Below are 11,598 nucleotides of genomic sequence, written 5' to 3'. Positions count from 1 at the left end.
ATGTCCCTGCCAATTCCAGTTGCTGGAGATCGGATCCGTATCAGTAAGTGCTTGGCTCAGACCGCAGCCTTCTGATTAGCCAGCAGGTCCTTGAGCTTGGCCAGTTCGCCGGCCCAGCGGGGATCGGGAGCTTCGCTGTCGACGTTGTCGGCGTGCACAACCTTATTGACGGCCTTGCGGGCAGCGGTGGGAGCCGCGCCGCCGGGGCGACGCTCGCCGGGAGCAGGGCTGCGGCTGTCCTTGCGCTCAGAGATTTCGATGCGCATGGCATTGCCGCCGAAATCCTTGCCGTTGAGCTGCTCGATCACCGTTTCGGCAGTCTTTTGATCTTCGACATTGGCAAAGCCGAAGCCGCGGCAAGCGCCGGTGTCGCGGTCGTTGACGGCCTTGAAACGCACTCCTTCACCCACGGCACTGAACAGAGCCTCGAGCTCCTTGGCATCAAAGGTCTGCGGCAGGTTGCCGACGTAGAGGCGAATGCTCATGGGGAAGGGGGAAGAAAAACTTTCTGCAGGCGAGGAGAAACCTCTCGAAGCGCCTTTACATCAGAAAGTTAATCACGCCGCGGGCCCATACCTCCCACCGCGCCTCCTTCCCGTGCGTGTTGCTGCCACCAGCTTTGTGCCGCAGCCAGCACTTCTGCGCGGGCATCAGCATGGGCCTCAGGCCCTGCAACCAGGCGCCCGAATGCTCGCTCGAGGGTTAGGTATGCGAGCAGGCGCCCCAGCAGGCGCCCTGGGGGAATAGCCAGCTCCTGCTGCAGGCTGAGGCCATCTAGGGGCGGCGCTGGATGGAACAGGGGGTCGCTTGGCAGGCGCCAGCGCTCCAGCAGGCCCGCCGCCGACTGGGGGAGCAGCAGCAGCAGGGCGGGCAGATCGGCCTCCAATTCGCTGCATAGGGCCAGGCGTCCAGCCTCCGGCAGCCCATCCCAGCCACCCGCCAAGCCCAGCTCCTGGCGCCAGTGGCGCAGGGCCCGGCAGCGTTGCTGCAGCCTGCGGCTGCTGCGCAGGCCGGCCAGGGCTTCAGGTGACAGCAGGGCAGCTAGGCGCGCAAGAGGCAGGGCCCAAGAGATTTCTTCGGCTTCCAGGCCCCGATCCTGGGCTTGATCCAGGCCCAGTGCGCTCAGGGCGGCTGCACCCGTTGCAGTGGCATCCGTGGGAGTGGCACCGGTGGGAGTGGCATCGGCGCCCCAACTTTCTAGGAGGCCGCATTCCAGGGCCAGGGCCAGGCCCGTTTCTCCGTAGGCAGCGCTGGCCAATTTCTCCAACTCCGCCAGCACCCGTTCGCCGGCTACCTGGGCGAGCTGGTTGGCATGGGATTCAATCCAGCGGCGGCTGGTGGGGTCTAGTTCAAAGTTCAGGCAGCAGGCCAGGCGGATGCCTCGCAGCAGGCGCAGGGGGTCGGCGAGCAGATTTGCTTCGCTCACCGCCACCAGCTGGCGGCTGCCCAGGTGGCTGAGACCGCCGGTGGGGTCCACCAGGACTGCCGGGGCGGCGCCGGCGGCGGGCAGGGGCAGGGCGATGGCGTTGATCGTGTAGTCCCGGCGCCTCAGGTCCGCCTCCAGGCTTGAACCTTCCTGGCGGGCCAGGTCGAGGCTCCAGCCCCCCAGCACCAGCCGGGCGATGCTGCGCTCCGCATCCAGCACCACGCAGGTGCCGCCATGGTCCCTGGCCAGCTGCCGGGTCAGGGCTAGGGCATCTCCAGGTACCACTACGTCCAGGTCTGGCTGGCGCTCGAGGCTCCCCAGCAGGCCATCGCGCACGGCGCCGCCCACCAGGGCCGTGCCAGGCGGCAGGGCTTCTCGGGGAAGGGGCCAGGGCTCGGCCAGCAGGCGCTGCCACAGCTCTTCTGCCACCTCGCCAGCGGGGCGGTGAGCCGTCACAATGGGCTCCTGGCTCAGCCTGGGCAGCATGTGCATCTGCGTGGATTGCCACTGGGTCGACCGCTGTCAGGCCTACCACGCGGTGGAGCGTCAGCACGGTGCACCCCACCTCTGCCTGGAGCCCGATCTCAGCCCGACCGAGCCACGCATTCACGTGCAGGTGCAGGATCTTCCCGCAGGTGGGGTGGGAGTGGAGTGGGACGTGCGCGCCTGCGGCAGTTTTCAGCGGGATGCGGGCCGCTGGCAGCGTCTCTGCCCAGGTGCAGCCCTGCCGCGATGAGGACAAGCTGATGGCTGCCGTTTTGGCCTTGCACAGCTCCAGTGAGGTGCTCGGTGTAGGAGTTCGCTGGCTTGACGGGCCAAGCGCTCTGGCGGGCAGCACTACTGTGGTGCGCGCCTTTCCCCTCGGCCGCGAGCTCTCCAATCAGCTGTTCAGCTGCATTGAACAGCTATTGCCCGCTGAGCGGTGGCCCCAGCTCAGCCGCCTGGCGGTAGCCACTGGTCCAGGCGGGTTCACCGGCACCCGGCTCACGGTGGTGCTGGCCCGCACCTTGGCCCAGCAGTTGCAGTTGCCCCTCGACGGGGTGAGCAGCTTTTTGCTGGTGGCCCATCGGCTGGGGATTGGCGAGCCAACCTGGTTGGTGCAGGAGCTGCCGCGCCGCGGTGTGGTGGCTGGGCTTTATGCCCCTGCTGGCCCAGATCGCGCCATCATCGAGTTGCAGGCGCCCCGGCTGTTTGCCCCAGATACGCCCTTGCCTCCGGGTCCCCAGCTGTCCGCCGCGGCCCTGCTGCCCAACGACGTTGAGCAGTTGCTTGAGCTAAGCGTGCAGGCGGCAGATAAGGGCCTGGCAGCCCCCTGGCAGCCCGTGTTGCCCTCCTACCCCACTTCGCCGGTTGCGGGGCTCTGATGGTTTCCCAACCCGATCGGCTGCAGCGCCCTCCCCTTCGCCGTGTTCAGGGGCGCTCCCGCAAGCGGCGCTCTCGCCGGCCTCGCCCCAGCCCCTGGGGGCTGGTGGCGCTGCTGCTGGCTGGTGGTTTTCTTTGGCTGTCGCGCGGTTGGTGGTGGCCGGCGCCCCCGCCAGCCCAGATGATCCTGGTGCTGGGCGGCGATCTGGCGCGGGAGCGGGAGGCGGCGGCTTTGGCGGCCCGCCGGGGGTTGCCGGTGGTGGTCAGTGGCGGCAGTAATCCTGAATATGCCCACTGGTTGTTTGAGCAACGCCAGGGCTTGCCATCCCACCAGGTGCAGCTCGACTACCGAGCTCGCGACACCCTTTCCAATTTCACCTCCCTGGTGGACGATCTGCGCCAAGCCCGCATCCGCCACGCCCTGCTAGTCACCAGCAGTGACCACATGGACCGGGCTCTGCTGGTGGGAAGGATCGTGGCCGGCAGCCGCGGCATCCACCTCACTCCGGTGCCAGTTTCGTGTGGTGATAGCTGTCAGCCGGAGGGGCGGCGCAAGGTGTGGGGCGATGGACTCCGGGCTGCCTTGTGGGTGCTGAGTGGCCGAGACCTCAAGGACTGGGCGGCAGCTCGCCTGCCTGGCCAGCTGGGCCCAGCTGGCGGCCATTGATCAAACCCTGGTCGAGCAGAGCATTGATCTGGGCCTGACAGGCGGCCGTGGCGACGTCGAGGTCGGCTCTCCGCCGTGAGGCGGGTGGTGCAATTGGCGTGCCAATCCGGATGTGAATGGGCAGTAGCCGTGCCCCCGCTTGCCCAGGCCCCAGGGCACGGTGGCTGTTGATGATCGCCACCGGCAGCAGGGGCACGCCGGCTCGGGCCGCCAGCAGGGCGGCGCCAGCCTGGGGATCATTCACCCGGCCATTGCTCTGGCGGGTGCCGTCGATGAATACGCCGGTGGCCCAACCCTCGAGCAGGCGGTTGGTGGCGGTGCGGATGGCCTCGCGGTCGCTGGCACCTCGGGACACCGGGTAGGCGCCGCAGGCCCGGATGATGGCGCCAAGTATCGGCACCCTGAACAGCTCGGCCTTGGCCATGAAGGCCACTGGCCGGCCAAGGGCGTGGCCCAGGAGGGGGGGATCAAGGTGGGAGCCGTGGTTTGCCACCACCACCAAAGCCCCTTTCCTGGGCACGTTGCCATTGCCAGCGGTGCGGCCGCGAAACAACAACCGGTAAATCGGAAATACCAGCAGATAGCTGATCAGCCGGTAGGTGAGGCTCGGCCGCGGTGTGCGGATCAGGGCCGGCGGCTGGCTTGATTGGCTCATAGCGCCAGGTCGGCGGCGCTGCTGATCTGGGCGGTTTGGATGCCCGGGCAGCTGCGTTTGATTAGGCCGCTGAGCACGGCTCCAGGTCCAATCTCCACGGCGATATCGATGCCCAGAGACCCGAACTGAGCCATGGTTTCGCGCCAGCGCACGCCAGTGGTCATCTGACGCACAAGGCGGGCCTTGAGCGCGGCTGCGTTGGTTTCGGGGCTGGGATCGGTATTGCTGAGTACGGGGATCGCCGCATCGGCGAAGGCCACCGATTCCAGCTCGGTGGCAAAGGCGGTGGCTGCTGCCGCCATGAAGGGGGAGTGGAAGGCACCGCTAACGGCCAGGGGAATCGCCCGTTTGCACTTCAAGCTGCTGCTGACGGCTGCCACCGCCTCGGCGCTTCCGGAGAGCACCACCTGGGCGTCGCTGTTGTCGTTGGCAACAACCACCCCTTCGGTGGCTGCCACCAGGTCATCCAGCTCGCTGCGCTCGAAGCCCATCACCGCCGTCATGGCGCCGCCGCCGGCAGCGGCCATCAAGGTGCTGCGGCTTTTCATCAGCTGCAGACCGGTGGCGAAGTCGAACACCCCCGCCACATGCAAGGCGACCAGCTCGCCCAGGCTGTGGCCAGCTACTAGTTGGGGCACCCGTCCCTGGGCCTGCAGGGCTTCTGCCAGCAGGCTTTCAATCACAAATAGGGCCGGTTGGGTGTTGCGGGTGTCGTTGAGATCGCTTAGGTCGCCGCCACCCCCCGTGCCTGAGCAGATCGCCAGCAGGTCACGGCCCAGCAGGGCTGAGGCTTGCTCGAAACGCTCCCGGGCGCCAGGCAGCTGCAGCACCGGTTCTGCCATGCCCACTTTCTGCGAGCCCTGGCCAGGAAACACCCAGGCAATGCCCATACCTTTACCGTCTAACTAAGTCGGCAGGAGATTAGGTCTCAGTCGGTGGGGCCCTGCCAGCGCAGCAGCGCTGCACCCCAGCTAAGGCCGGCGCCGAAGCCGCTGCTGGCCAGCAGATGGCCAGGCTGCACCCGGCCGTCCTTGACGGCTTCATCGAGCATCAATGGAATCGTGGCGGCCGAGGTGTTGCCGTAGAGGGCCAGGTTGCTCAGCACCTGGCAGTGGTCTATGGCGAAGCGGTCGGCAACGGCGTCGAGGATGCGCTGGTTGGCCTGGTGCAGCAGCAGCCAGTCGAGTTGCTCGGGGGCGGTGCCGGTGGCTTCCAGCAACTCGCTGAGGATTGCCGGCACCTCTCGCACCGCAAATTTGTAGACCTCTTGGCCGTTCATCTGGATCGGGGCAAAGCCGCCCCGCTGGGCCGTGAGCTCCCCGAGCAGGGGTGCGTGTTTATCCAGCTGGGCAAGAGTTAGGCAGCCGTTGCGGCTGCCGTCGGAGCGCATGCGGAAACCCAGTAGGCCGCCGTCGTGCGCTCCGCAAGCCTCCACCGCCACGGCGCCGGCACCATCGCCAAACAGCACGCAGGTGCTGCGGTCGTCCCAGTCGACCCAGCGACTGAGCTGGTCGGCGCCGATCACCAGAGCCCGCTTCATGGCGCCGCTGCCCAAATATTGGCTGGCGGTGATCAGGGCAAACAGAAAGCCGCTGCAGGCGGCGGTGAGATCGAAGGCCACCGCCCGTTTGGCGCCTAAGGCCCCCTGCACCCGCGGCGCCGTGCCGAATAAATCGTCGGGGCTTGAGGTGGCCAGCAGGATCAGGTCGACATCGTCTGGGCTCCAGCCGGCATGGTTGAGGGCGGCCTGGGCGGCGCGGCTCGCTAGGCAGGTGAGGGATTCGCTGGGGCCAGCGATCCGGCGGGCGCCAATGCCAGTGCGGGTGCGGATCCACTCGTCATTGGTGTCAACCCTCTCGCTGAGTTGCTGATTGGTGATGCTGGCGGCTGGCACTGCGCTGCCACATCCAACTAAGGCCATGCCCAGCAGGCCCGTTGCTTTTAGCTCTAGTGTGTTGACTCCGCCGAGCGACACCGGGAAAGGCCCACAGTTGGCTCAGTCAATCACAGGCGACTGGCGCTTCGGGGCTGCCCGCTTCGCTGAGGGCGTGGAGGTTGGCCATCACACCGTGGCTGGCGGCGGAGTGGGCCAGGCGCAGGGCGCTGAGCACCGAGAGGGCCTTGCTGCTGCCGTGGCCGATTACGCATACCCCGTTAACCCCGAGCAGTAGGGCGCCGCCATGTTCGGCATGGTCGAGGCGTTTTTTAATGCGGCGCAGGTTGTTGATCAGGAAGGCCGAGCCCACCTTGCCGCGGCGGCCCCTGGGCAGTTCCTCTTTGATCACATCCAGCAGCACGCTGCCCACGGATTCCAGGAACTTCAACAGCACGTTGCCGGTGAAGCCGTCGCACACCACCACGTCGAACTGACCCGAGAGGATGTCGCGCCCTTCGCAGTTGCCGGCGAAGGTGAAGCGCTCCTCTTCTGCCAGCAGGGGGTAGGTGCGCAGGCAGAGCTCGTTGCCCTTACACTCCTCTTCGCCGATATTCACCAGGCCGATGCGGGGCTGGGCCACCTGCAACACATCGCGGCTGTAAATGTGGCCAAGCAGTGCCCACTGGTGCAGGTAGGCGGGCTTGCAATCCATGTTGGCGCCCACATCGAGCACCAGTACCTGCTGTTCCGTGTCTTTGGTGGGGAATAGGGCGCCGATGGCTGGGCGATCGATGCTCTTAAGTCTGCCCAGCCGGAATATCGCCGCTGCCATCACGGCGCCGGAGTTGCCAGCGGAATAGACCGCCGTGGCCTCGCCCTGCTTCACCAGATCCATGGCCTTGTTGATGCTGGCGTCGCGCTTCTTGCGCACCACCGTGGCTTCTTCGTTCATGCCCACCGAGGGGCCGCTGGCCACAAGCTCGATCAGGCCGCGAGCCACGGCTTCGTTGAGTTCGTCCTGGAGGCTCATGGCGGTCACGGCGGCCTGTAGCAGGGTCGTTTCGGCCACGAAACGCACACGCAGGGGCAACAATTCCACGGCCCGCAGGCAGCCCTCCAGAATTGGCCCAGGGGCGTGGTCCCCACCCATGCCATCCACCGCTACCCAGAGGCGGTCGGAGTCGTTGATCGGAGTGTCTTCGCCCGGTCCGCCCAGGCCCCGTTGCAGGCGGCGTAGGGGGTCGAACACCAGCGGCTGCAGCACCGTGTTGGCCATGTTGCCGGCCACGCTGGTGGCGGTGCCAGCCACATTGCCAGCAGTGTTGGCGGCGGAGCTGGCGGCAGAAGTGGCGCTATCCACCAGGCTGGTTACCGCCGCGTTGCGGCGATACCAGATCACCAGCCGGCGGATGGCCCGGCTGGGCTTGGCGCGCTTTTCAGGTCCCTTCGGAGGCAACGGCGTCAACGATGCGTTGGAACAAATAACCGGTTCCGCGAGCTGTGAGGATCAACTCGGGGTTGGCCGGATCATCCTCCAGTTTGGAGCGCAGACGGGAAATGTGGACATCCACCACCCGGGTATCTACGTGACGCTCCGGGGTGTAGCCCCACACATCCTTGAGAATTTCACCCCGGCTGAAGGGTTCGCCGCTGCGGCTCACCAGCAGCTCCAGCAGGCTGAACTCCATGCCGGTTAGGCGGATGCGCTCATCACCTCGATACACCTGACGCTTGTTGGTGTCGATGCGCAGTTCGCCCACCGTGATCACTCCGGAATTGGGAGAACCGGCGATGGACTCCTTCTCCACCCGGCGCAGCACGCAGCGGATGCGGGCTTCCAGCTCCTTGGGGCTGAATGGTTTCACCACGTAGTCGTCGGCGCCGAGCTCGAGGCCGGTGATGCGATCTGCCACATCGCCTAGGGCGGTGAGCATGACGATCGGCACATCCGATTCCTTGCGCAGCTCCTGGCAGACGCCATAGCCATCGAGCTTCGGCATCATCACGTCCAGCACCACCAGGTCAGGCTGAGTGGTCTTGAACAATTCCAGGGCCTCGATGCCGTCGCAGGCCGTGATCACCTGATAACCGATCATCGATAGCCGGGTCTCCAGGATCCGCCGGATGCTGGCTTCGTCGTCGACGACAAGGATTATTTCCTTGCCGTGATTGTTCCCGAGGGTGGTGGTTGGGGCGGATGCCGTCATCACTGCAGCCGGGCTGCTACATCAGATAGCCCCCACTGAAAAGGCGGGAGGGGGCGAAATTTATTCAATGCCACCTTTCTTCATACAGCCCTCTCTCCTCCGCCCTTAGTTCGTGGCCAAGCCCAGCACTTTTTTTGTATGCACTAGCTGCGGAGCCCAGGCCCGCCAGTTTTTTGGCAAGTGCGCCAGCTGCGGTAGCTGGAACACATTGGTGGAGCAAAAAGCTGCTCCGGCGGCCGACAGTCGGCGCCGGCGGCCGGTGGCCGAGGCTGCTGCCGCTGAAGCCGTTGTCGCCGGCCAGCCGCGACGCTCCGAGCCGATCCAAGCGGTGGGCGAGCGGGCCTTGCAGCGGCTTAGCAGCGGCTACGGCGAATTCGATCGGGTGCTGGGCGGTGGCCTGGTGCCCGGCTCCCTGGTGCTGGTGGGCGGCGACCCGGGGATTGGTAAGAGCACCCTGCTGCTGCAGAGCGCCCGCGCCATGGCGGGTCGGGCGTCGGTGCTCTACGTGAGTGCGGAGGAGTCGGCCCAGCAGGTGAAGCTGCGCTGGCGTCGCCTGGCCGAGGCGTCTCCTGCTCAACCAGAAGCTGGCGAATCCAAAGCTGGGGCTGATTTTCAGCTGCTCGCCGAAACCGATCTGGAGCTGGTGCTGCAGGAGCTGGAGGCGTTGCGGCCAGCGGTGGCGATCATTGACTCCATTCAGGCCCTCCATGACGCCGAACTGGGCAGCGCCCCTGGCTCGGTGTCCCAGGTGCGGGAATGTGCCGCCGCCTTGGCCCGCATCGCCAAGCGCCAGGACACCGCCCTGCTGCTGGTGGGCCACGTGACCAAGGAGGGCGCCTTGGCGGGCCCGAAGGTGCTCGAGCACCTGGTGGAAGCGGTGCTCACCTTCGAGGGCGACCGCTTTGCCAGCCACCGGCTGCTGCGGGCGGTGAAAAACCGCTTCGGCGCCACCCATGAGCTGGGCGTTTTCGAGATGCGTGATCGGGGCCTGGCCGAGGTGACCAACCCCAGCGAGCTATTTCTCGGCGGCGATGAACCCAGCGCCGGCACCGCCACGATCGTGGCCTGCGAGGGCACCAGACCCCTGGTAGTGGAAATGCAGGCCCTGGTGAGCACCACCAGTTACGCCAGCCCGCGGCGCAGCGCCACCGGCATCGCCGTTAATCGCTTGCACCAGATCTTGGCCGTGCTCGAAAAGCACCTGGGCCTGCCCCTGTCGCGCTTTGACTGCTACCTGGCGGTGGCCGGTGGGCTGGAGGTGGAGGAGCCCGCGGCGGATCTCGGTGTGGCCGCGGCGGTGGTGGCCAGCTACCGCGACCTCACCCTGCCGCCCGGCACGGTGCTGGTGGGGGAGCTGGGCCTGGGCGGCCAGCTGCGGCCCGTGGGGCAGCTGGAGCTGCGGCTGCAGGAGGCGGCCCGGCTGGGCTTCACCAGGGCGGTGGTGCCTAAGGGCACGGGCCTGGCCAAGGCGGCCGCTGGGTTTGGTTTGCAGCTGCTGGAAGCCGGGGGTGTAGCCGAGGCGCTGGTAGCCGCCCTGGGGGTGAATCCGGCCGACGACCGGGGTTGATCCGGCTCAGAAATACACGTCGACGCTGCCGCGGCCACTGGTTTTTAGCCAGTTCTGGGCTTCGATGTAGTTGTTTGGTGCCAGCCGGATCGCCTTGCCCCAGAAGTCGGCTGCCTGATCGAAACAGCGGTCAGCTTCATCGGCATCGCCGCTCTCTTCGGCGATCGAGCCCAAGTGGTGGTGAATCACAGCCATGTTGTTAAGGGCCTGGGGCATCTTGCTGTTGAGATCCAGGGCCTGGCCGTAGAAGTCAAGAGCTTTGGCGTGGTCACCGTTTGAGGCAAACACCAACGCCATGTTGTAGAGGATGAAAGCCTTGTCGTTGGGGTCGTCCTCGAGGGTTAGCGCCTCCTCGTAGTTCTCAAGGGCTTCTGCGTATTCGCCGTCGGCCTGGGCGCTCATGCCGTCGCGGTAGTAGGCGAAGGCCTCCTTGGCGCGCCGGTTGGTGGGCAGCACCTTGAGGATCAAGTCGGCCATCACCGTGAAGCTCTTATCGATGAAGTTGTCGTTGCGCTGACTGCGGGGCACGGGCTGGGGCTGCGGACTTCGTGGGCCCATCCTGGCGGATGTCCCTAGCCTGAGCCGACTCCTATGCCTGCTTGGCCTTGCACTCGCTCCAGGAGCCGCCTCTGCTGGAGCCCCTCCTGCTGGAGATCGAGGGGATGAAGTGCGGCGGCTGTGTGCGGGCCGTGGAGCAGCGCCTGCTGGATCAGCCCGGGGTGCGCCAGGCCAGCGTCAACCTCTTAACCCGCACTGCCTGGGTCGATCTCGCCTCTGCGGAAGCGGATCAAGGAAACCTGCTTGAGGCCTTGGCAGAGCTGGGTTTCCAGGCGCGACTGCGCTCCAGTGAAGTCGAGTTGTCGAGTCGTCGGGAGCGTTTGCGGGCGCGCAGCTGGTGGCAACAGTGGCGCCAGCTGGTTGTGGCCCTAGTGCTGCTGCTGGTGTCCGTGCTCGGCCATCTGCCAGGGGCGGGGCTAGGTGCCCTCTGGATCCACGCCTTGGTGGCCACTGCAGCCTTGGCAGGGCCCGGGCGGCCGAGTTTGGTGCGGGGAATCCAGGGAGCTCTGGCCGGCTTGCCCAGCATGGACACCCTGGTGGGGCTGGGGGTGTTCAGTGCCTACGGGGCCAGCTTGGTGGCCTTCCTTTGGCCCCACACACGCTGGCCTTGCTTTTTCAATGAGCCGGTGATGCTGCTTGGCTTTGTGCTGCTGGGCCGCTTCTTGGAGGAACGGGCCCGCTTTCGCACCGGCCGTGCCCTCGAGCAGCTCGCTGAGCTCCAACCTGACACCGCTCTGCTGCTGCTTGGTGATGGGCCTCCGCGTCCGGTGCGGGTTGGCGGCCTGCGCCCCGGTGACCGCGTTCGGTTGCTGCCCGGCGACCGGGTGCCAGTTGATGGCGTGGTGCTGGAGGGCTGCTCGGCGGTGGATGTTTCAGGCCTTACCGGCGAACCGCTTCCCCTGCAGGCCGCTGCCGGCAGCGAGCTCGCCGCCGGCAGCCTCAATTTGGAGGCGCCCCTGGTGCTGGAGGTGAGTCGCCGTGGGGCCGATAGCGCCATTGCCCGGATCATCCATCTGGTGGAGCGGGCCCAGGCGCGTAAGGCGCCCATTCAGGCCCTAGTCGACCGGATCGCCGGGCGTTTCACCCTGGTGGTGCTGGCTCTAGCGGTGGCGACGCTGCTTTTTTGGTGGTTGCTAGGCACCGAGATCTGGCCCCAGGTGCTCAACTCCCCCCATGCCGCCGGTCATGCCGGGGGCCACGCCGGCCATGGGGTGCTCGGCACCAGCGCCGAAACCCCCTTTGCATTGGCCCTGCAATTAGCACTTGCGGTGTGGGTGGTG

13 protein-coding genes are annotated in these 11,598 nt (G+C 66.5%); 5 read left to right on the top strand and 8 right to left on the bottom strand.

Going from position 1 to position 11,598, the window contains the following annotated elements; all coding sequences use genetic code 11:
* Window positions 1–56: 56 nt before the first annotated feature.
* Both KBY74_RS02640 and KBY74_RS02635 read right to left on the bottom strand, forming a co-directional pair.
* The gene (locus tag KBY74_RS02640; RefSeq protein WP_106632655.1) at window positions 57–485 is read right to left on the bottom strand and encodes an RNA-binding protein; all 429 of its coding nucleotides are present in this window, start codon (window positions 483–485) and stop codon (window positions 57–59) included.
* A gap of 68 nt (window positions 486–553) precedes the next feature.
* Complete coding sequence (locus tag KBY74_RS02635) at window positions 554–1,882, bottom strand: CCA tRNA nucleotidyltransferase (RefSeq protein WP_254941385.1); 1,329 nt, start codon at window positions 1,880–1,882, stop codon at window positions 554–556.
* 28 nt (window positions 1,883–1,910) lie between these two features.
* Between KBY74_RS02635 and KBY74_RS02630 the strand changes: the two genes are divergently transcribed.
* Genes KBY74_RS02630 through KBY74_RS02620 form a run of 3 tightly spaced genes read left to right on the top strand, consistent with a single transcriptional unit; the run spans window position 1,911 to window position 3,455 of the window.
* A complete protein-coding gene (locus tag KBY74_RS02630) occupies window positions 1,911–2,162 on the top strand; it encodes a Ycf34 family protein (RefSeq protein WP_254941425.1) in 252 nt (83 codons plus the stop codon).
* 10 nt (window positions 2,163–2,172) lie between these two features.
* Window positions 2,173–2,790: a tRNA (adenosine(37)-N6)-threonylcarbamoyltransferase complex dimerization subunit type 1 TsaB gene (tsaB, locus tag KBY74_RS02625; RefSeq protein ID WP_254941384.1), complete on the top strand. Its 618-nt coding sequence runs from the start codon at window positions 2,173–2,175 to the stop codon at window positions 2,788–2,790.
* Entirely contained in the window at window positions 2,790–3,455 is a 666-nt protein-coding gene (locus tag KBY74_RS02620) for a YdcF family protein (RefSeq protein ID WP_254941383.1), read from the top strand. Before tsaB ends, KBY74_RS02620 begins: the two co-directional genes overlap by 1 nt.
* Here KBY74_RS02620 and KBY74_RS02615 read toward each other — a convergent pair.
* The 5 genes from KBY74_RS02615 to rpaB all read right to left on the bottom strand — a co-directional run bounded on the left by KBY74_RS02615 (window position 3,397) and on the right by rpaB (window position 8,193).
* Complete coding sequence (locus tag KBY74_RS02615) at window positions 3,397–4,110, bottom strand: 1-acyl-sn-glycerol-3-phosphate acyltransferase (protein ID WP_254941382.1); 714 nt, start codon at window positions 4,108–4,110, stop codon at window positions 3,397–3,399. The two genes, KBY74_RS02620 and KBY74_RS02615, sit on opposite strands and share 59 nt — an antisense overlap.
* The gene (gene fabD, locus KBY74_RS02610; RefSeq protein WP_254941381.1) at window positions 4,107–5,000 is read right to left on the bottom strand and encodes an ACP S-malonyltransferase; all 894 of its coding nucleotides are present in this window, start codon (window positions 4,998–5,000) and stop codon (window positions 4,107–4,109) included. Before fabD ends, KBY74_RS02615 begins: the two co-directional genes overlap by 4 nt.
* Window positions 5,001–5,038: 38 nt before the next feature.
* Window positions 5,039–6,031, bottom strand: a complete 993-nt coding sequence (locus KBY74_RS02605; RefSeq protein ID WP_254941424.1) for a beta-ketoacyl-ACP synthase III — start codon at window positions 6,029–6,031, stop codon at window positions 5,039–5,041.
* 79 nt (window positions 6,032–6,110) lie between these two features.
* Window positions 6,111–7,442 (bottom strand): phosphate acyltransferase PlsX, encoded by a 1,332-nt coding sequence (gene plsX / locus KBY74_RS02600; protein WP_254941380.1) that lies wholly within the window; start codon window positions 7,440–7,442, stop codon window positions 6,111–6,113.
* Window positions 7,423–8,193 carry a response regulator transcription factor RpaB gene (rpaB, locus tag KBY74_RS02595; protein WP_254941379.1) on the bottom strand — a complete coding sequence of 257 codons (771 nt, stop codon included), beginning with the start codon at window positions 8,191–8,193 and terminating at the stop codon, window positions 7,423–7,425. The genes plsX and rpaB overlap by 20 nt, the downstream gene beginning before the upstream one ends.
* Window positions 8,194–8,305: 112 nt before the next feature.
* Here rpaB and radA point away from each other — a divergent pair, with 112 nt between their 5' ends.
* Window positions 8,306–9,760 carry a DNA repair protein RadA gene (radA, locus tag KBY74_RS02590; protein WP_254941378.1) on the top strand — a complete coding sequence of 485 codons (1,455 nt, stop codon included), beginning with the start codon at window positions 8,306–8,308 and terminating at the stop codon, window positions 9,758–9,760.
* A gap of 6 nt (window positions 9,761–9,766) precedes the next feature.
* Here radA and KBY74_RS02585 read toward each other — a convergent pair whose 3' ends face one another.
* Complete coding sequence (locus KBY74_RS02585) at window positions 9,767–10,288, bottom strand: photosystem I assembly protein Ycf3 (protein WP_106632645.1); 522 nt, start codon at window positions 10,286–10,288, stop codon at window positions 9,767–9,769.
* Between the two features lie 71 nt (window positions 10,289–10,359).
* Between KBY74_RS02585 and KBY74_RS02580 the strand changes: the two genes are divergently transcribed.
* Window positions 10,360–11,598, top strand: a 1,239-nt coding sequence (locus KBY74_RS02580; protein ID WP_396123067.1) for a heavy metal translocating P-type ATPase, incomplete at its 3' end; no start/stop codon positions are given.

The sequence above is a fragment of the Cyanobium sp. A1C-AMD genome, from assembly GCF_024346495.1.
Lineage (GTDB): Bacteria > Cyanobacteriota > Cyanobacteriia > PCC-6307 > Cyanobiaceae > Cyanobium_A > Cyanobium_A usitatum.
The sequence above is the reverse complement of the archived record's forward strand: the minus strand, read 5'-3'. Positions and strand labels throughout refer to the sequence as shown.